Source organism: Chromobacterium sp. FG22 (assembly GCF_057809415.1).
Map to the genome: position 1 here is coordinate 1 of NZ_JBMDJX010000053.1, position 19,015 is coordinate 19,015.

Sequence of the window (19,015 nt, forward strand, 5' to 3'; positions counted from 1 at the left end):
GCCTGCCGCCGGCCGGCGTCGAGCGGGTGCGTTTCCACCGCAGCGACGCCACCGAAGCCGAGGACGGCCTGACCGAGTGGAACGCCCAACGCCAGATTGTGCCCGGCGCGGTGGCGCTGGCCAGCTTCGATTATCAGCCGGTGCAGACCCAGCACAGCGGCGACGACAGCCGCATCGACCAGGGCCAGAACGGCAAGGCGCTGCAATCCTCCTTGCACGATTACGACCCGCAATCGCTGTACTACGCCGGCGACGCCGACCAACTCAGCCATTACGCCCAGCTGCGCCAGCAAGCGCATGACCTGAACGCCAAGCAATTCAGCGGCGGCGGTTCGGTGCGCGGCCTGGCCGCCGGCCAATGGTTCCGCCTGGACGACCATCCGGCCCACGACGGCGACAGCAGCGAACAGCGCGAATTCGTCGTTACCCGCCAAGCCTTAAGCGCGCGCAACAACCTGCCGGCCGACCTCAAAGCGCTGGCAAAAGCCGAGGACGCCCAACCCTTCCGCGCCGACTTCGACGCCCAACGCCGCGGCGTGCCGCTGACCCCGGCCTACGCTCATACCGAACTGGCCAAGCCCAAGTCTCGCGGCGTGCAGACCGCGACCGTGGTCGGTCCCCAGGGTGAAGAGGTGCACACCGACCAGCACGGCCGCATCAAGGTGCAATTCCACTGGCAGCGGCCGGAAGAACATCCGAGCATAGGCGCTAACCTCGACGACAAATCCTCCTGCTGGCTGCGGGTGGTCATGCCCAGCGCCGGCGCCGGCTGGGGCCACCAATTCATCCCGCGCATCGGTCAGGAAGTCTTGGTCGACTTCATCGAAGGCGATATCGACCGCCCGGTGATCACCGGCGTGCTCTACAACGGCAGCCACCCGACGCCGGACTTCAGCGGCGCGGGCACCTTGCCGGCCAACAAGACCCTGTCCGGCATCAAATCCAAAGAACACCAGGGCGGCCAGTACAACGAACTGCTGTTCGACGACACCCCGGGCGAAGTCCGCGCCAAACTGTCGAGCGAGCCGGGCAAAACCCAGCTCAACCAAGGCTTCCTCACCCAGCCGCGCAGCAACGGCAAGGCCGAGCCGCGCGGCGACGGCTTCGAACTGCGCACCGACAATCACGGCGCCATCCGCGCCGGTCACGGCCTGCTGCTGAGCACCGAAGCGCAGAACGGCGCGTCCGGCAAACAGCTGGCGCGCGAACAGGCGCAAAGCCAGCTGGACGCGGCCTTGGCCCTGAGCCAAAGCCTGGGCGACACCGCCAGCGGCCAGCAGGCGGACACCATGGAAACCGGGCCGGAGGAAATCGGCCCAGACAACGCCAAGGCCGCCAAGAAAACCGAAGGCCATCTGCAACACCAGGCCGCCGCCTTGAAAGCCTGGGAAGCCGGCAGCAACACCGACAAGGACGGCAAAACCGCCAAGGACCAAGCCGGTCAACAACCGCTGATTATTCTGTCCGCCCCGGCCGGCATCGCCAGCCTGAGCCAGCAAAGCCAGACCGTGGCCGCCGGCACCAACCTGGACCTGGTGGCGCAGCGCGACACTAACCAGACCAGCGGCCGGCGCTGGCTGCACAATGTGGGCCAACACATCAGCCTGTTCGTCGCCGGGGTCAAGGACCAGATCGCGCTGAAGCTGATCGCGGCCAAGGGCAAGGTGCAGCTTCAAGCGCAGAGCGACAGCATCGAAGTGACCGGCGACCAGGACGTCAAGATCACCGCCATCAAGGGCCAGCAGCTGTGGAACGGCAAGAAGGAGATTCTGCTGACCAGCGGCGGCGCTTATGTGCGGATCAAGGACGGCAAGATCGAGCTGCACGCGCCGGGCACCGTCAGCTTCAAGGGCGGGCGCCATGACTGGAGCGGGCCGGCCAGCATGAGTCCGCCGTTCCCCTTGTTTCCCAAGGAAGTCTGCGTGGAGTGTTTGCTGCGCAGCGCCAAGGCCGGCTCCGCCTTCAGCCAGGTACAGCGATGAAATACATTCATTCTTTCGATTGGGCGGAGCTGGAGCGGCGTTTGGCTGCCGTGGCGGAGATGCCGGAGCACAACAGTTATCTGCTGCTGGACGGCGCGCAGAACCCGGATCTATTGCGGCGGCTGCGCGCCAGCGGGCTGCCCTGGCTCAGCGTGTTCACCCAGAGCGACGACGGCGGCAAGGAGCTGATGGCGGCCTCGCCCCTGCTGGCGCAGTTCGACCCGGCCTTCCCCGAGCCGCTGCGGCGCTTGCTGACGTTTTGCGACGGCATGCCGATGCTCAGCGTGTGGCTCAGCCCGGAAAGCCTGTCCGAACTCGCGCAGCGTCTACTGCCGTGGTGCGTGGTGAAAGCCGACGACCTGCATTTCAATCTGCGCTACCCGGATACCCGCCGCTTGCCTGACATCGTGGCGGTGCAGGACGCGGAACAGCGCGGGCAATTCTTCGGTCCGGCCAGCTTGTGCCTGCTGCCGGCGCGCGCGGGCGGCTGGCATAGCCTGCCGTTGCCGACGCGCGCATTGCCGCCGGCGGACAAGGTGGTGTTGGACCAAGCCCAGACCCTGGCCTTGATCCGCGCTGGCGAAGCGGATGAAACCTTGTACCAGATGCATTTTCACCGCTACATCACCCCCGAGGTGCTGGCGGACTGTTACCCGGCGGTGGAGCGGGCCTTGTCGCAGGCGGACCTGGAAGGACAGGAAGAGCCGGATCAACGCTTCGAGCACTGCATGGACGCGCTGCGGGCGCCGGCTTGATTTCGATAGGAAAAGGAGATGCTGATGGCTGGTAAGTTTCTGCAAGGCGGCGCGCTGCTGCTGGCCCTGCTTTGCCCGGCGCTGGCCCAGGCCGACGACTGGCTGGGCAGCTATGCGCTGCTGCCCAATGAACGGATGCAGCAAGTGTACGACGACAACGGCGAACCCGCCGCGCTGCTGACCGTGGTCAAGCTGGGCAAGGACTATGGCCTGGTGTCGGCTCAACTGGGCTGGAGCGAGCCGGTGCCGGCCAAGTTGGAAACCAGCGGCCAGGCCTTGCGCGATTGGCTGGGCGGAGACGCCAAGGGCGTGAAGTCGCAAGCGCTGGTCGCCGAGGGCATGGCCTTGCTCCGTCTGCCCAAGGGCAGCGTGCTGGAAGCGGGCAATGGCCGCCGCCATCAGCTGCGCGGCGAGTATCTGTTTCTGATGCCGGCGGCGGGCATGGACCTGGAGCTGGAGAAGAAACCGGCCACGCCATGATCGGCTACCTTGCCCCGCGCCTCCGCCTGGTCGCCGGCCTGCTGCTGAGCGCCGCGCTGAGCGGCTGCGCGGCGCTGGGGCCGGCCAAGACTGGCGTGTCGCTGACCGCGGTCAATTACACCGATGAGGATTACGACGTGGTGGGGATTGCCCGCGCCGACGATCCGGAACAACTGGAGGCGATGGAGCGGGTGGCGGCCTATGCGGGCAGCGGCGCCATGTGCTGCGTGTCCTTGCCGACGCAATGGCGTCCGGGGCTGAAGGTGGTGGTGAAGACGCGGCTGGGGACCAAGGCCAAGACCTATCAGGAATGGGCGTACGAAAAGATCCCGCTGCGGACGCATGAGCTGGATGTACCGCGCTACGAGGAGCCGGCAACGCTGTGGGTGCAGATTCTGGACGGCGGCAAGCTGGCGGCGGTGGTCAGCCGCTATGATCCGCCCCATGCGAATTGGCCGGGGGCGGTGAAGGGCTGGCCTAGGCCAAGTGCTGCGTATCAAAATAAAAAATTGATTTTGGAGTTGAATCGCGAGAAAGAATTATTGGCTGTAATGGAGAATGCATCAAAAAAACCTGGATTAAGTGTTGAGCAGAAAAAAAATATGGATTGGGCCATTTCGGATATTAAAAAAAGCATACTAAAGCTTGAGAATAGGCTGAAGTGAGAAAGCTTACGGGCATTCTTAATGTGAGTTCGAGCCATGAGGATGGTTCTCAGGGTATTGGTAGATGGTTTTTACCCTTTTTCATTATCTTGCTTCTGAGCGGCTGCGCGGCGCTGGGATCGGACAAGATCGGCGTGTCGCTGACCGCGGTCAATTACACCGATGAGGATTACGACGTGGTGGGCATTGCCCGCGCCGATGATCCGGAACAACTGGAGGCGATGGAGCGGGTGGCGGCCTATGCGGGCAGCGGCGCCATGTGTTGCGTGTCCTTGCCGACGCAATGGCGTCCGGGGCTGAAGGTGGTGGTGAAGACTCGGCTGGGCACCAAGGCCAAGACCTATCAGGAATGGGCGTACGAAAAGATCCCGCTGCGGACGCATGAGCTGGATGTACCGCGCTACGAGGAGCCGGCAACGCTGTGGGTGCAGATTCTGGACGGCGGCAAGCTGGCGGCGGTGGTCAGCCGCTATGATCCGCCCCATGCGAATTGGCCGGGAGAGGTGAAGGGATGGCCGAGAGCCTCGATAGAGCATCGTCGTAAGTTGTGGGATAGGGATAATCTATTACTTCAAAAGCAGCTAGCGAAAATGGTTAATGCGAAGGATCGTGAGACAGATTACAAGGAAAAGGAAAGCTATCAAAAAGCGATTAACTCAGTTTTATTTGAGTTGAAGTTACTGGGCACTAGGCCATGAAAAGTTTGGCATCTTTCAATATGTCCGGTTTGTAGTGGAAGTCTGGGCATGGAGAGAATGATATGAGTTTGCTAGGCCGGGCTTTATTGGTTCTCGTCGTGCTGGCCTCCAGCGGCTGCGCGGCGCTGGGATCGGACAAGATCGGCGTGTCGCTGAGCGCGGTCAATTACACCGACGAGGATTACGACGTGGTGGGCATTGCCCGCGCCGATGATACGGAGCAACTGGAGGCGATGGAGCGAGTGGCGGCCTATGCGGGCAGCGGCGCCATGTGCTGCGTGTCCTTGCCGACGCAATGGCGTCCGGGGCTGAAGGTGGTGGTGAAGACCCGGCTGGGCACCAAGGCCAAGACCTATCAGGAATGGGCGTACGAGAAGATTCCGCTGCAGACGCATGAGCTGGATGTACCGCGCTACGAGGAGCCGGCAACGCTGTGGGTGCAGATTCTGGACGGCGGCAAGCTGGCGGCGGTGGTCAGCCGCTATGATCCGCCCCATGCGAATTGGCCGGGAGAGGTGAAGGGATGGCCTAGGCCTTCGCAGGGCTTTAAGAAGAGAATATGGGCACGGGATTATGCCATCTTGCTTGGTGACTTGAGGTCTCTTGAAGGTGCTATTGAGCACGATCCAACAAAAGAAACAGAGTTTAGAGAAAACATAGAATATTTGAAAAATAAAATCCAAAAGATGGAAAAAAACAAGCCATAGATGCCATTTAAAATAATGTTGACTGGTTTAAGTTTTTGAGGCTTGGCTAAAGATCGGTTCATCATGGCTTGAGCTGTCGATGGCGTTTTTGCTGGGGATAAGGATTTCATTTTAAGAGGCTGTGCGAGAGGTATCTGCAGTACTGCTGTGGAGAAAATGATATGAGTTTGCTAGGCCGGGCTTTATTGGTTCTCGTCGTGCTGGCCTCCAGCGGCTGCGCGGCGATGGGATCGGACAAGACCGGCGTGTCGCTGAGCGCGGTCAATTACACCGACGAGGATTACGACGTGGTGGGCGTTGCTCGCGCCGACGATCCGGAGCAACTGGAGGCGATGGAGCGGGTGGCGGCCTATGCGGGCAGCGGCACCATGTGCTGCGTGTCCTTGCCGATGCCATGGCGTCCGGGGCTGAAGGTGGTGGTGAAGACCCGGCTGGGCACCAAGGCCAAGACCTATCAGGAATGGGCGCACGAAAAGATTCCGCTGCAGACGCATGAGCTGGAAGTGCCGCGCTATGAGGAGCCGGCAACGCTGTGGGTGCAGATTCTGGACGGCGGCAAGCTGGCGGCGGTGGTCAGCCGCTATGATCCGCCCCATGCGAATTGGCCGGGGGCGGTGAAGGGCTGGCCTAGGCCTTCTCTAGAATATCGAAGAATGAGATGGGATAGGGATTCCGCAGAATATTTGCGAAGAGCTAAACGATTTGAAGACGCCGCGAGACAGAATCCTAGAGAAGAGGTGGAGTTTACCGAGGCGGCAAAATGGGCAAAAGAGCAAGTGAAGCTTATGGGGTCAAGACCATGATATTTCATTGCGTTTATGGTTCTTGGGGCTTCGTGGGTAGTCGAAGGGGAGATCATATGGTTTTTCTCCGTATTCGCTAGGATTGCCATTGCAATATGATTCTGTTTTGAGTTTTTTTTGAAGGGCAATGCGTTGTATTCGCGGCATGTGCATGGAGAGGAAGATATGAGTTTGCTAGGCCGGGTTTTATTGGTTCTCGTCGTGCTGGCCTCCAGCGGCTGCGCGGCGATGGGATCGAACAAGATCGGCGTGTCGCTGACCGCGGTCAATTACACCGATGAGGATTACGACGTGGTGGGGATTGCCCGCGCCGACGATCCGGAGCAACTGGAGGCGATGGAGAGGGTGGCGGCCTATGCGGGCAGCGGCACCATGTGCTGCGTGTCCTTGCCGACGCAATGGCGTCCGGGGCTGAAGGTGGTGGTGAAGACCCGGCTGGGCACCAAGGCCAAGACCTATCAGGAATGGGCGCACGAAAAGATCCCGCTGCAGACGCATGAGCTGGATGTTCCGCGTTACGAGGAGCCGGCAACGCTGTGGGTGCAGATTCTGGACGGCGGCAAGCTGGCGGCGGTGGTCAGCCGCTATGATCCGCCCAATGCGAATTGGCCGGGGGCGGTGAGGGGGTGGCCTAGGCCTTCGCTAGAGTTTCGGCGGAAGATATGGAGAAGGGATCTCGATATCCTCAAAGGATCATTGGATAAATTAGAGGTGGCATCGAAAGAAAGCCCTGAGAAAGCCCAAAAATATAAAGAAACAATTGATGATATAAAAGCTGAAATCCGTCAGATGGAGCTTAGGAAACCATGACAAAAATCAGTGATAAGTTGATTGATAAAGACTCAGATCCGTGCAATAGGAAAGAATTTTTCAATGCTGACGATGAAGTGGTTTTGAGAAAGTGGGAAAAAAGAGAACTCCCCCCCATCAAAAACCCAGCCGCCAGCTGCGACGGCAATTTGTTCTTTGGCTTCTTCTTTGACGGCACGCGCAATAATTACAATCTGTGCCAGGACAACGACGGCTTTTCCAACGTCGCCCGCCTGTATGATTGTTACCCCGGCCTTGGCGTCAAGGGCGTGATCTCGAATGATCCGCAGTGGGAGGACGTGGAGCAGGACTACCCGCATTTCTTCAAGGTCTATGTGCCGGGGGTGGGCACGCCCTTCTCCAGCGTGAAGGACAGCGGCAAGGGCCGCGACGCGTCTATGGGCGCGGCGATGGCCTTGTATGGTCACGAACGCATCGTCTGGGGCCTGATGCAGGCCGTCAACAATGTGCACCGTTATTTCAAGGGCAGCGCCCTGGTGCCGGACGAGAAAATATTGAAGCTGAGCAAGCGGATGGTGGTGACCGGCTGGAACCTGAAAAACGGCGGCTGGATCAGCGAGCGTGATATGCGTACCGGCCGGCGGAGCACCTTCGACGAGTTGCGCATGGTCTTGCAAGACTTGCAGGAGGCGATCAAGCCCTATCTGCCCGGCCCGGACGGCAAGGTGGCCAGCATGGACAAGGGCCGCATCAGCGGCATTTACCTATCGGTGTTTGGTTTCTCGCGCGGGGCGACCAAGGCGCGCTCGTTCAGCAACTGGATGCAGCGCATGTGCGAGCTGGATGCCGAGATGACCGGCAACAGCGGCCAGAAAACCCTGGGCGGCATCCCGGTGCATTTCGACTTTCTGGGCCTGTTCGACACCGTGGCCTCGGTGGGCCTGGCGTCCTCCACGCTGTTGTTCGACGGCCACGCGGAATGGGCCGACGCCGAGCAGTCGCTGCGGGTGCCCATGGGCATGCGTTGCGTGCACCTGGTTTCCGCGCATGAGATCCGCCGCAGCTTTCCGCTGGATTCCATCGAAACCCAGGGCGGCCTGCCGGGCAATGCCGAGGAGATCATGTTTCCCGGTGTGCATTCCGATGTCGGCGGCGGTTATTTGCCTCTGGAGCAGGGGCGCGGCAAGGACCCCAAGGGTTCGGACAAGCTGTCGCGCATCGCCTTGGCGGTGATGTATCGCAAGGCGCGGCTGGCCGGGGTGCCGCTGAAGGCGGAGAAGATGCCGGCGGCGGTGCAGTACCGGATGCTGGTGGACCCGAAATTGATCACGGCCTTCAATGATTTCCTCGCCGCCATACCGCGCAAGGAAGGCAAGTACAAGGACTTGTTGCGCGATATGTATTGGCCTTACATCGCTTGGCGGCTGACTTGGGCGGACAAGCTGGATCATGCCTCGCTGACCCAGCATTTCCCCAATCTGAAGGGCATCAACAACGGCGACGTCAACGATCTGGTGGGTGGCAATCAGAAGATGGCCGAGCATCTGGAATACTTCCGGCGTTGGATGCGCGAGGAGAAGGTGCAGATGGGACGGGGCGCGACGCGGAATTACTACCCGCCCACCTGGGACCCGAAAGTGGTCAAGGATTGGGCGGAATTGAAGGAAATCTGGCCGGAATTGGAAAAGGGCGAGGGCGGCAAATACTTGCCGGCGGCGGCCAGCCGCTTGTTTACCGACTATGTGCATGATTCCTACGCCTGGTTCCGTCTGACCGGCAAGGAAACGCCGGAAATCCAGGCGGAGCTGAAGAAGATGAGCAGCCGCAACCAGGAGTCCCTGACCGAGGAGGAAAGGGGCTGGGTCAAGCTCTACCAGGAGTCCGGCCACATGGAACAAGTGCCGGTGCGGGTGACCACGGGGCAGGAGCCTTTCCTGGTGGGCGCCGGCTACCTGCGCTACCGCAAGGTCTATGCCGGCGCCGACAATGTGCTGTTGACCCGTTTGCGCAACCGCGACGCGCAACAGCCTGATGTGATGATGGCGTGATCCTGTGAGCGCGCGGTTGAGCTGAATAGGGGCTAGGAGTAATAGTTGGGCGCGGCTGTGTTGAATATTTGGATAAAAGCGATGGGAAATGGGATGCGGGAGGAAAGAGTGGTCCGTAGGTCTGGCAAAACCATACATAGAGTTTGCGCCGCTTTGCTTTTGGGCTGCCTCTGCGCGCCGGCGCAGGCCGCCGCGCCGGACAAGGCGGCCGGCACCTATGTGCCGGCCGACGAGGACTGGTTGCCCAGCAGCCTGGTTCTGCTGCCTTCGGGTCAGTTTGAATGGTTCATCAAGGGCAGCGGCGCGCGCACGGTGCGCGGCGATTGGACGCGCGGGCGGGGACAGATCGTCCTGCGCGCGGCGGCAGGCGGCGAAGCGCCGGCCTACCGGCAATTGCCCTATGCCTCCGGCCGCTTCATGGCCGCGGACCGCTACGACGAGGCGATGATGACGGTGGCGGTGCTGGCGGCCGGCCGCATGGGCGTGGCGGGAACGGAGGCCCTGCTGGAAGACGATCAAGGCCGGCAAGTGGAGGCCGAGGCTACCCGGACGCCGGGCTATCTGATCGCCTGGCAGCCTAAGGCATGGGGAGCGTGGCGCAAGGTGGGCCTGCGCCTGGCCGGCTCCGGGCAAGCTTGGCAGTGGTTCGAGGTGGACGCCGCCGGCAGGACGGAGCGGGCGGCCGGTTTCGAGCTGAGCAACGCCGACGCGGTGCAGCCCCTGTTCCGCCAGGCGGAGCTGGAGATCCAGGCGGACGGCGGCTTGACGATGCCCAAGCCGGCCCCTGAGATTCCGGTGCGCTCCGTGTTGCGCTACCGCAAATTGGACCGTCCGCTGACGGCGGCGCAATTGGCCGGGCATTACCGGATGGAGAGCCGGACGGAGTCCGAGCTGGCTTTGCAGGCCGACGGCCAGGCTTCCTGGTCCTTGTTGGCCAGCCGCGCTTATTATCTGGAGGGCCGTTGGCGGGTGAGCAACGGCCTGGTGACGGTGGAGGCGCAATTGCCTGCTCAGGCGCCCAAGTACCGCCTGATGTCGGATGCGGAAATGAATGTGCGTCAGCCGGCCACGGCGCGGCAATTGATCGCCATCGTCGGCCAGCCGCGCGTGGGCGGGGCGGCCGGCATCGAGGTCCGCTTCGAGGCGGCGGGTAAAACGCTGGGACAGGCGGTCAGCCAGGCCAGCGGCGATGCGATCCTGGATTGGGACGGCAAGGCCGACGACTGGACCCGCGTGGCCTTGCGGCGTCAGGGCAGCGCCGACGCCTGGACCTGGCTGGAGGTGCCGGCCGCGCGCCGCGCGGACCGCCTGCTGGCCATCGCCGTCGACGACCTGGGGCTGAGCCGGCCGGCGATTCCCTCCTTGATCTTCGGCCTGGGCGAGGATGGCGGTTTGCTGCTGCGCGAGCCGCTGAACCATGACCTGGAAAAGTATTTCAAAACCAAGAAGTAGCGGTTTCCCGCCGGCGGCCAGCCCGCCGGCGCAACCGGACAACAATAGATGTGACGTGAGCCTTAATGCTTGAATCCTTATTGCCGTATTACGAACGCGAACTCGGACACCTGCGCCAGCTGTCCGGCGAGTTCGCGCGCCGCTATCCCAAGATCGCCGGCCGTTTGCAAATGGAAGGCGACCAGTGCGAAGACCCGCACACCGAGCGGCTGATCGAGTCCTTCGCCTTCCTGGCCGCGCGCATCCACAAGAAGCTGGACGACGAATATCCGGAGGTGGCGGCCAGCTTCCTCAATGTGCTCTACCCGCATTATCTGCAGCCGATTCCCTCCGCCACCATCGTGCAGTTCGAATGCGATCCGCAGCGGCCGGAAATCGCCAAGCGCTACCGGGTGGAGCGCGGCCAGCCGGTGCACGCGCCGGCGATGCAGGGCGTGGTGTGCAAATTCCGCAGCGCCTATCCAGTGGACCTGTATCCGCTGTCGCTGACCGAGGCCAAGCTGGAGCTGACCAGCGGCTCGCCCTATCTGCGCCAGCTGGCGCCGGACGCGGCGGCGGTGCTGACGATGGAGTTCCATACTCACGGCGGCCTGGCGCTCAACGCCATCGGCCTGCAATCGCTGCGCTTCTTCCTGGACGGCGAGCCGGCGCTGATGCATCTGCTGTACGAAATGCTGCTGTCCAATGTCCTGAGCGTCAGCGTGGGCGACGGCAGCGAAGACCCGGCCCGCACGCGCAAGCTGCCGGCGGACAGTCTGCGGGCGGTGGGTTTCGGCCGCGAGGAAGGTCTGCTGGACTACGACGAACGCTCCTTCATGGGCTATCGGCTGCTGACCGAATACTTCTGCTATCCGGACAAATTCCTCTTCGTCGATCTGCTGCGCTTGGACAAGGCGGTGGCGCGGCTGGACGGCGACAAGCTGGTGCTGCGGATCTTGCTGGACGAATACCCGGACAGCGAGCGTCACAACCGGCTGCAGACCCAGTTGCAGGCCCAGCACATGAAGCTGGGCTGCACGCCCATCGTCAACCTGTTCACCCAGCCGGGCGAGCCCATCCGCGTCACCCACCAGAAAGCCAGTTACCCGGTGCTGGTGGACGCGCGCAAGCAGCAGGCTTACGAGGCGATCCAGATCAAGCGCGTGGTGCGGGTGGAGAAATCCGGCGACGGCGAAAGCAGCGAGGAAGTGCCGTCCTTCTACGCGATACGCCACGGCAGCGAAAAAAAGACGCCGCGCTTTTATTGGCACGCCAGCCGGGAGCCCTCGCCGCGCCAGAGCGACAAGGGCACGGATCTGGAGCTGCACCTGGCGGACCTGGAGTTCAACGCGGTGCGGCCGGCCACCGAGGTGCTGAGCCTGGAGCTGCTGTGCAGCAACCGCGATCTGCCGGAGCAGATTCCCTTTGGCGGCAGCCAGTCCACCCAGCGGACGGATTTCTCGCTGCCGGGCCATTCCGTGGTCAAGCGCGTGCGCCTGTTGCGCAAGCCCAGCGCCAGCCAGCGTTGCCCGCTGGGGCGCGCGGTGCAGTGGCGGCTGGTGTCGCATCTGTCGCTTAACTACATGTCCATCGTGGATTCCGGCTGCGCCGCCTTGCAGGAAATGCTGGCCTTGTACAACCTGACCGATTCCCCGGTGAACGTGCGCCAGATCCAGGGCGTGGTGGGGATAGAAAGCCAGCCGGCGGTGACCCGCGTGTCCGGCCGCGATTTCAGCGGCTTTGTCCGCGGCAGCGAAATCCGCCTGACGCTGGACCCGGATTACTATGTCGGCGGCAGCGTTTATCTGTTCGCCGCGGTGCTGGAGCGTTTCTTCGCGCTGTATTGCGCGCCCAATAGTTTCACCCGCCTGCGGGTGCATGCGGTTCAACAAGACGAGGAGGTAGCCTCATGGCCAGCCCGAGCCGGCGAAGCCCTCGTGATCTGAAACTGGAGCTGGCGCGCGACGCTAGCCAGTTCGGTTTTTTCCAGGCGGTGCGCATCCTGGGCCTGTCCGCGCGCAAGCGCGGCGAGCGCCGCGGCCGGCTGCCGGCCAGCTTGCGTTTCCGCTCGCTGGCCTCGCTGTCCTTCCCGCCCAGCGAGCTGTGTCGTTATCAGCCGGCCAAGGAGCCGGAGCAGCTGGACGCCACCGACGAGATGACGGTCAGCTTCATCGGGCTGACCGGGCCCAGCGGCGCCTTGCCCACCAGTTATACCGAGCTGCTGCTGGAGCGCCGCCAGCAGTACAAGGACGGATCGCTGCACGCCTTCCTGGACATCTTCAGCCACCGCGCCACCGCCTTGTTCTTCGGCGCCTGGCGCAAATACCGCTATTGGCTGGAAGTGGAGGCCGGCGAGCGCGACGGTTTCACCCGCAATCTGCTGGACCTGGGCGGCCTGGGCCTGTCCCAGTTGCGCAAGCAGATGGGGCCGGACGCGAGCCTGGACGAAAACCTGTTCATCTATTACGCCGGCCTGCTCAGCCAGAAGCCCTTGTCGGCGCAGGCGCTGGAAACGCTGATCCAGGGCTTTTTCGGCGTGGACGCCGCATTGGAGCAATTCATCGGCCAGTGGATGCAGGTGCCGGCGGCGGAGCAAAGCCGGCTGGGCGACAGCGAGAGCGAGCTGGGCGTGTCCTTGTTCGCCGGCGCCCGGGTTTGGGACCGTCAGACCAAGCTGCAGCTGCGCTTGGGCAGCATGCGCCGCGCCCAGTTCGAAGCCCTGCTGCCCGGCGGCCCCGGCGCGCAGGCCTTGCAGGCGCTGCTGCAATTCGCCGTCGGCCATAATCTGGCGGCCGACGTCAGCCTGGTGCTGGACAAGCGCGACGTGCCGGCGGCGCAGCTGGGCGGCCCGGCGGACCTGCGCCTGGGCGGCAATTGCTGGCTGGGCCCGCAGAAGCAAGATCCTGAAGACATGCGCTACGCGCTGCTGCATTGAGCGGCGCGAGCGGAATCGACTTTTCATTTTGAGCGTATTGGAACGATATGTCCGTATCCCTGAAAGCCCTGATCGACAGGCTGACCCCCACCGCCCGCCAGGCGATTGAACAGGCGGCCAGCCGCGCGCTGGCGCGCACGCATTTTGAAATCGAGATCGAACACGCGCTGCTGGCGATGTTCGACCAGGACAACAACGCCGCGCTGGCGGCGCTGCACGCGCTGGGCGCGGACCTGCCGCGCATCGAGCGCGAGCTGGAAGCCGCGCTGGACGCGTTCCGCAGCGGCAATACCCGCAACCCGGTGCTGTCCGGCTGGCTGCCCAAGTGGCTGGAAAAAGCCTGGCTGCTGGCCAGCGCGGAACAGGGGCAGGACGATGTGTCCACCCTGGACCTGCTGCTGGCGCTGTGGCAGGACGAGGCGCTGCGCGGCGCGTTGCAGTCCGGCTCCGCCGCGCTGGCGCGCCAGGACGCCGGCCGCCTGCAGGGCGCTTACGCCGCCTTGCGTCAGCACGGCAGCGAGGCCTCGGCCAACGCGCCGGCCGCCGAAGCCGGCGCGGAGCCGACGATGGCCGCGCCCGCGGCCGGCAAGCGCGGCAGCCCGGCGCTGGACAAATACACGATAGACCTGACCGCTCAGGCCAAGGCCGGCAAGATCGATCCCATCCTGGGACGCGACGTTGAAATCCGTCAGATGATAGACATCCTGATGCGTCGCCGGCAGAACAACCCCATCCTCACCGGCGAGCCGGGCGTGGGCAAGACCGCGGTGGTGGAAGGCCTGGCGCGCAAGATCGTGCACGGCGAAGTGCCGCCGGTGCTGGCCGGCGTCACCCTGCGCACCCTGGACCTGGGCCTGTTGCAGGCCGGCGCCAGCGTCAAGGGCGAGTTCGAAAACCGCCTGCGCCAGGTGATAGACGAGGTCAAGGCCAGCCCGGTGCCCATCATCCTGTTCATCGACGAAGCCCACACCTTGATCGGCGCCGGCGGCGCGGCTGGCCAGAACGACGCGGCCAACCTGTTGAAACCGGCGCTGGCGCGCGGCGAGCTGCGCACCATCGCCGCCACCACCTGGGCCGAGTATAAAAAGTACTTTGAAAAAGACGCCGCGCTGGCACGCCGCTTCCAGGTGGTGAAGGTGGAAGAGCCGGCACCGGAAATCGCCGTGCAGATGGTGCGCGGCCTGACCCCGGCGATGGCCGAGCACCACAAGGTGGAAATCCTCAACGAGGCGGTGGCCGCCGCCGTGCATCTGTCCAGCCGCTACATCGCCGGCCGCCAGCTGCCGGACAAGGCCATCAGCGTGCTCGACACCGCTTGCGCCCGCGTCGCGCTGTCGCGCGCCGGCAAGCCGGGGCCGATCGAAGACGTGTCGGTGCTGATAGACAATATCGACCGCGAAGTGGCCGCGCTGCAGCGCGAAGAAGGCCACGCCGAACGCATCGCGGAGCTGGAAGCCCAGCGCGCCGAACTGCAGGCGGACCTGGAGAAACTGCACGCCGCCTGGGACGAACAGCAAAAGCTGGTGGCGGAAATCGACGAGCTCAAACAGCGACAAACCGAGGCCAAGCCGGCCAAGGGCAAGAAGCTCAGCCCGTTGCAAACCAAGCGCAAGGCGCTGCGCGAATTGCAGAAGCACCAGCCGCTGGCCTTCGAGTGCGTGGACGAGAGCGTGATCGCCGACGTGATTTCCGGCTGGACCGGCATCCCGCTGGGCCGCATGGTCAGCAATGAGCTGGAGCAGGTGCAGAAGCTGGCCTCGCTGCTGGGCGCGCGCGTCATCGGCCAGGATCACGCTTTGGAGCAGATCGCCGAGCGGGTGCAGATCGCCAAGGCCAATCTGGAAGACCCGGGCAAGCCCAAGGGCGTGTTCTTGCTGGTGGGGCCGTCCGGCGTGGGCAAGACCGAAACCGCGCTGGCGTTGGCCGAGGCCTTGTACGGCGGCGAGCGCAATCTGATCACCATCAATATGTCGGAATACCAGGAAGCGCACAGCGTCTCCGGCCTCAAGGGCTCGCCGCCGGGCTATGTCGGTTACGGCGAGGGCGGGGTGTTGACCGAGGCGGTGCGGCGCAAGCCCTACTCGGTACTGCTGCTGGACGAGGTGGAGAAAGCCCATCCGGATGTGATGGAGCTGTTCTTCCAAGTCTTCGACAAAGGCCTGCTGGAAGACAGCGAAGGCCGCGAAGTCGATTTCAAGAACACCATCATCCTGCTGACCTCCAACGCCGGCTCCGATCTGGTGATGCGCGCCTGCGAGCACGGCGTCACCGTCGAGGGCGAAACCCGCGACCCGACGCCGGAAGACCTGGTGGAGATTTTGCGGCCCACCTTGCAAAGCGTGTTCAAGCCGGCCTTCCTCGGCCGCCTGACCATCGTGCCCTATCTGCCGATCAGCGACGAAGTGCTGCGCGCCATCGTCGGCCTCAAACTGAACAAAATTCGCCAGCGCATCGCCGACAACCACGGCGCGCAAGTGGAGTTCCCGGAGGAACTGGCCGAACAGATGGCGGCGCGTTGCCTGGACGTGGACAGCGGCGCGCGCAACGCCGACGCCATCCTGACCCGCACCCTGCTGGCGCAGATCTCCAGCGACCTGCTGGCGCGCATGGCTTCCGGCCGCCCGGTGAAGAAGATCGCCGTCTCGCTCAAGGGCGAGCAGGTCAAAGTGCGGCTGAGCTGAGGAAACGCGTCCATGTGGAAAATGTTGGGCCTGTTCGGAGTCAGCACCGTCGCCTGGTGGGGGCTGCTGTGGCTGGTGTTGCCGCAAAGCTGGCAGCGCATCAGTCCATCGGCCATTCTGCTGCTGCACCTGGGGCCGCCGATGTTGCTTAGCGCCGGCGTCAAGCTATGGGGCTATCTGAAGGAAAAGCGCGCCAAGCAGGAAGAGGCCGAGCAAGAGAGCGCGGCCGAGGCCGAGCGCCAGTCCGCGCGCGAGGCCGCGCGCGAACGGCATCTGGCCGAGCTGCGCGAACGCCAGGCCGTGGTGGACTGCCGCTGGCTGTGGGCGCGCGCCGTGCCGGCCCATGGCGAGCCGGACTGGCTGGCGGAAGCGCCGGACGGCTGTCTGTGGTCCTGCCTGGACGCGGCCGACCTTGACGCCGACGAGGCGCTGGAAGGACTGCGGCCGCATGTGACCGAGGCCTTGCAGGAACTCTACGCCGTCGCGCCCGGCGCGGCCTGGCTGCCGCTGGTGATGGAAGTGGTGCCCAGCCTGTCCGGCATCGAACAGATCGCCGCGGTCAAGGAATGGCAGACGGTCGCCATGGCCGAAACGCTGGACGACGGCGAATGGCCGACGCCGGAAGCGCGCTTCCTGGCGGGCGCCGGCACCGGCACGGTGGCGGACCGCGCGCGGCAGCTGCTGCAACAACAGCCGGAACTGCCGGGCGTGATCATGCTGGGCGCCGACGCACCCTTGCTGACGCGGGGCGGCGAAGAGCTGGACGAGAGCGACCCCGCCACGGCGGAACGTCTGCGCTGGCTGGGCAAGCCGGGCCTAGCCGTCGCCGTCATGCTGTTCCTGCGCGAGCAATTGCCGGAGCCCGATTTGGGCCCCGTCGCCGTGGCCGAGGGCGCCGATCCTTATCAGCCTTATTGGGAAAAAGACTTCAGCCGCGCGGGCGGCAGTTGGGGCGTGGTGCCGGCCCGTCATCAGGCCGGCCTGGCCGAGCTGCCGGTCTTGGCCCAATTGGGCCAGTCCAGCGCGGCCGCTGCGCCGCAGGAGCGCGCCTTGCAACTGACGCGGCAACTGCAACCGGTGCTGGACAACGCCTTGGTCAACGCCGCGCTGCTGGACTACCCGTTCAGCCCGGAGGACGCCAAGCCGGAAAACGATAAGGCGGCCAGCTTGGGCTGGCTGGTGCACAACGGCGGCGACGTAGACGCCGGCGGCGTGCGCCTGGCCGCCATCGCCAGCGCCTTGAACCGCCACGCGGTGGAGCTGCACCCCATCGACGAGGCCAGCAATCTGGCGCGGGAGTGGGGCGACGTCGGCGTCGCCGCCGACGCCATGCTGGCCGCCGCCGCCGTCAGCCACAGCGCGCGCCTGGCCGCTCCGGCCCTCATTACTCAATTCAGCAACGATCATGTGGCGCTGGCCATGGCCAGACCGCCGCGCGAGGAGGCCACAGCATGAAACGCGTGATCCGATTGGGCGACCCCACCGATCATGGCGGCAAAGTCGTCAGCGCCGCATCCAGCACTACCTTGTTCGGCAAGCAGGTCGCCTGCCTGGGCGACGCCGTCACCTGCCCGCAGCAGGGGCACGTCAACTGCACCATCGTGGAAGGCGACCCCAGCTGGGTGGTCGGCGGCAAGCCGGTGGCGCTGGAGGGCCATAAAGTCAGCTGCGGCGCCTCGCTGATCTCCACCATGCCGGAAGTCGGCAAGGGCTGATCGCAACACCTCTATATATAGAAGCCACAAAGCATGGAAAACATCGAACAAACAGTGCAGCAATTGCTGGTCCCCATCCCCGGCGGCTGGCCGGCGGGGGAGGACCTGGCTTACTCCACGCTTTTCGACCAGATTCGCGAAGCCCGCCGCAGCGACGACCCGGGCCTGTCCCAAGGCGATTGGGAACAGACGCTCAAAACGGCGGAATGGCCCAAAGTCATCCGCCTGTGCGAAGACGCGCTGAGTCAGAACAGCAAAGACCTGCAACTGCTGGCCTGGTACGCGGAAGCCCAGGTCCAGGCCAACGGCGTTCCCGGGCTGACCCTGGGCTTGGCCGCGCTGGAAGGCTGGCTGCGCCAATACTGGGACAGCGGCTATCCTGAACTGGACCCGCACGATCTGGACGAGCGCGTCGGCAAGCTGGAGTGGCTGAATCAGCAACTGGGCCTGGCCATCCGCAACGTGCCGCTGCTGAAACCGGAGTTCGGCGCTTACGGCTGGAACGACTGGCAGCAATCGCGCGACGTGGAAAATCTGGGCTTGAAAGACGCCGAATCCAAGGCCGCGGCCATCGCCGAGGGCAAGCTCTCCGGCGACGAGTTCGAAAAGAGCGCCAACCTGTCCGGCCACGCCTGGTTCCAGAGCCAGGCTGAGGCGCTGGTCCTGGCACTGGGCCGCTATGAAGCGCTGGACGAGCAAGTGGACCAGCGCTTCGGCGGCGAAGCGCCCAGCCTGGCGGAGATCCGCAACGGCATCTACGCCTGCCAGGATCTGGTGTTGCGCTACCGTCAACAAACCGCGCCGGCCGGCGTTACGCCGGCTCCCGTCGAACCCGCCGTGGAAAGAAAAGCCGTGACCCAAAGCTATAGCGCGCCCACCCCCGCCGCTTCGGCGGCGCCCGTCGCCTTCAACGGCCAGATCCGCAGCCGCCAGGAAGCGGTGCAGATGTTGAGCGAAGTCGCCCGTTACTTCCGCAGTAACGAACCGCATAGCCCGGTGGCCTTATTGGCCGAACGCGCAGCGCGCTGGGCCGAGATGAGCTTGGAAGAATGGCTGCTGCACGTGGTCAAGGACGATTCCACGCTGAATCAGCTGCAAGAACTGCTGGATGTGAGAAAGGATTAAGCGGTTTCAGGCCTCTGCAACCGTGCGGGCCGGCGAAGCGCCGGCCCGTTTTTCATGGTTCGGCGGGGTAGGGAGGGGGTGTTGGCAAATACCCCTTTCGGATATTGCTTGCCGCATCAAGGGTTTGGCCTGCAGGGTCCGCTTTTGTTGAGGTTTTTCTCGCAAAAGGTGTTGACGGGTTTAGGGGGCTGACGTATAGTTCGCCTCCTCAGCAGACAA

At 63.9% G+C, this 19,015-nt stretch carries 17 protein-coding genes; 16 read left to right on the forward strand and 1 reads right to left on the reverse strand.

Translation table 11 applies throughout. The features are described 5' to 3' along the window. The 8 genes from ACODSD_RS24360 to ACODSD_RS24395 form a co-directional block, all read left to right on the forward strand. The coding region (locus tag ACODSD_RS24360; protein ID WP_488878562.1) for a type VI secretion system Vgr family protein at positions 1 to 1,982 on the forward strand (1,982 nt) is incomplete at its 5' end. Beyond that, complete coding sequence (locus ACODSD_RS24365) at positions 1,979 to 2,737, forward strand: DUF4123 domain-containing protein (RefSeq protein WP_488878563.1); 759 nt, start codon at positions 1,979 to 1,981, stop codon at positions 2,735 to 2,737. The genes ACODSD_RS24360 and ACODSD_RS24365, both read left to right, overlap by 4 nt. A gap of 24 nt (positions 2,738 to 2,761) precedes the next feature. After that, on the forward strand, positions 2,762 to 3,217 hold the full coding sequence (locus ACODSD_RS24370) for a hypothetical protein (protein ID WP_488878564.1): 456 nt from the start codon (positions 2,762 to 2,764) through the stop codon (positions 3,215 to 3,217). After that, entirely contained in the window at positions 3,214 to 3,882 is a 669-nt protein-coding gene (locus tag ACODSD_RS24375; protein ID WP_488878565.1) for a DUF3304 domain-containing protein, read from the forward strand. Before ACODSD_RS24370 ends, ACODSD_RS24375 begins: the two co-directional genes overlap by 4 nt. Positions 3,883 to 3,905: 23 nt before the next feature. Next, positions 3,906 to 4,580 carry a DUF3304 domain-containing protein gene (locus ACODSD_RS24380; RefSeq protein WP_488878566.1) on the forward strand — a complete coding sequence of 225 codons (675 nt, stop codon included), beginning with the start codon at positions 3,906 to 3,908 and terminating at the stop codon, positions 4,578 to 4,580. 62 nt (positions 4,581 to 4,642) lie between these two features. Further along, positions 4,643 to 5,287, forward strand: a complete 645-nt coding sequence (locus tag ACODSD_RS24385; protein WP_488878567.1) for a DUF3304 domain-containing protein — start codon at positions 4,643 to 4,645, stop codon at positions 5,285 to 5,287. 161 nt (positions 5,288 to 5,448) lie between these two features. After that, on the forward strand, positions 5,449 to 6,090 hold the full coding sequence (locus ACODSD_RS24390; protein ID WP_488878568.1) for a DUF3304 domain-containing protein: 642 nt from the start codon (positions 5,449 to 5,451) through the stop codon (positions 6,088 to 6,090). Positions 6,091 to 6,255: 165 nt separating this feature from the next. Beyond that, positions 6,256 to 6,900 (forward strand): DUF3304 domain-containing protein, encoded by a 645-nt coding sequence (locus tag ACODSD_RS24395; protein ID WP_488878569.1) that lies wholly within the window; start codon positions 6,256 to 6,258, stop codon positions 6,898 to 6,900. A gap of 32 nt (positions 6,901 to 6,932) precedes the next feature. Here the strand turns inward: ACODSD_RS24395 and ACODSD_RS24400 are convergent, their stop codons facing one another. Further along, on the reverse strand, positions 6,933 to 7,220 hold the full coding sequence (locus ACODSD_RS24400) for a hypothetical protein (protein ID WP_488878570.1): 288 nt from the start codon (positions 7,218 to 7,220) through the stop codon (positions 6,933 to 6,935). On the opposite strand from ACODSD_RS24400, the gene ACODSD_RS24405 reads away from it, so the two are divergent. From ACODSD_RS24405 to tssA, 8 genes are all read left to right on the forward strand, one after another. Next, positions 7,170 to 8,909: a T6SS phospholipase effector Tle1-like catalytic domain-containing protein gene (locus ACODSD_RS24405; protein ID WP_488878571.1), complete on the forward strand. Its 1,740-nt coding sequence runs from the start codon at positions 7,170 to 7,172 to the stop codon at positions 8,907 to 8,909. The two genes, ACODSD_RS24400 and ACODSD_RS24405, sit on opposite strands and share 51 nt — an antisense overlap. Positions 8,910 to 9,062: 153 nt before the next feature. Beyond that, positions 9,063 to 10,361 (forward strand): hypothetical protein, encoded by a 1,299-nt coding sequence (locus ACODSD_RS24410; protein WP_488878572.1) that lies wholly within the window; start codon positions 9,063 to 9,065, stop codon positions 10,359 to 10,361. Between the two features lie 65 nt (positions 10,362 to 10,426). Then, a complete protein-coding gene (gene tssF, locus ACODSD_RS24415) occupies positions 10,427 to 12,286 on the forward strand; it encodes a type VI secretion system baseplate subunit TssF (RefSeq protein WP_166453147.1) in 1,860 nt (619 codons plus the stop codon). Continuing rightward, on the forward strand, positions 12,250 to 13,275 hold the full coding sequence (gene tssG, locus ACODSD_RS24420; RefSeq protein WP_107798035.1) for a type VI secretion system baseplate subunit TssG: 1,026 nt from the start codon (positions 12,250 to 12,252) through the stop codon (positions 13,273 to 13,275). Before tssF ends, tssG begins: the two co-directional genes overlap by 37 nt. Before the next feature lie 47 nt (positions 13,276 to 13,322). After that, the gene (gene tssH, locus ACODSD_RS24425; protein ID WP_488878573.1) at positions 13,323 to 15,956 is read left to right on the forward strand and encodes a type VI secretion system ATPase TssH; all 2,634 of its coding nucleotides are present in this window, start codon (positions 13,323 to 13,325) and stop codon (positions 15,954 to 15,956) included. Positions 15,957 to 15,968: 12 nt separating this feature from the next. Beyond that, complete coding sequence (locus ACODSD_RS24430) at positions 15,969 to 17,411, forward strand: hypothetical protein (protein WP_488878574.1); 1,443 nt, start codon at positions 15,969 to 15,971, stop codon at positions 17,409 to 17,411. Continuing rightward, entirely contained in the window at positions 17,408 to 17,671 is a 264-nt protein-coding gene (locus tag ACODSD_RS24435; RefSeq protein WP_043641377.1) for a PAAR domain-containing protein, read from the forward strand. Before ACODSD_RS24430 ends, ACODSD_RS24435 begins: the two co-directional genes overlap by 4 nt. 33 nt (positions 17,672 to 17,704) lie before the next feature. Beyond that, a complete protein-coding gene (tssA, locus tag ACODSD_RS24440; protein ID WP_488878575.1) occupies positions 17,705 to 18,796 on the forward strand; it encodes a type VI secretion system protein TssA in 1,092 nt (363 codons plus the stop codon). Positions 18,797 to 19,015: the final 219 nt, after the last annotated feature.

Bases quoted from the DNA above. Each gene is read 5' to 3' on its own strand.
- ACODSD_RS24365 (WP_488878563.1), top strand. From the start codon at position 1,979: ATGAAATACATTCATTCTTTCGATTGGGCGGAGCTGGAGCGGCGTTTG.
- ACODSD_RS24370 (WP_488878564.1), top strand. From the start codon at position 2,762: ATGGCTGGTAAGTTTCTGCAAGGCGGCGCGCTGCTGCTGGCCCTGCTT.
- ACODSD_RS24375 (WP_488878565.1), top strand. From the start codon at position 3,214: ATGATCGGCTACCTTGCCCCGCGCCTCCGCCTGGTCGCCGGCCTGCTG.
- ACODSD_RS24385 (WP_488878567.1), top strand. From the start codon at position 4,643: ATGAGTTTGCTAGGCCGGGCTTTATTGGTTCTCGTCGTGCTGGCCTCC.
- ACODSD_RS24390 (WP_488878568.1), top strand. From the start codon at position 5,449: ATGAGTTTGCTAGGCCGGGCTTTATTGGTTCTCGTCGTGCTGGCCTCC.
- ACODSD_RS24395 (WP_488878569.1), top strand. From the start codon at position 6,256: ATGAGTTTGCTAGGCCGGGTTTTATTGGTTCTCGTCGTGCTGGCCTCC.
- ACODSD_RS24400 (WP_488878570.1), bottom strand. From the start codon at position 7,220: ATGCGGGTAGTCCTGCTCCACGTCCTCCCACTGCGGATCATTCGAGAT.
- tssF (WP_166453147.1), top strand. From the start codon at position 10,427: ATGCTTGAATCCTTATTGCCGTATTACGAACGCGAACTCGGACACCTG.
- tssG (WP_107798035.1), top strand. From the start codon at position 12,250: ATGGCCAGCCCGAGCCGGCGAAGCCCTCGTGATCTGAAACTGGAGCTG.
- tssH (WP_488878573.1), top strand. From the start codon at position 13,323: ATGTCCGTATCCCTGAAAGCCCTGATCGACAGGCTGACCCCCACCGCC.
- ACODSD_RS24430 (WP_488878574.1), top strand. From the start codon at position 15,969: ATGTGGAAAATGTTGGGCCTGTTCGGAGTCAGCACCGTCGCCTGGTGG.
- ACODSD_RS24435 (WP_043641377.1), top strand. From the start codon at position 17,408: ATGAAACGCGTGATCCGATTGGGCGACCCCACCGATCATGGCGGCAAA.
- tssA (WP_488878575.1), top strand. From the start codon at position 17,705: ATGGAAAACATCGAACAAACAGTGCAGCAATTGCTGGTCCCCATCCCC.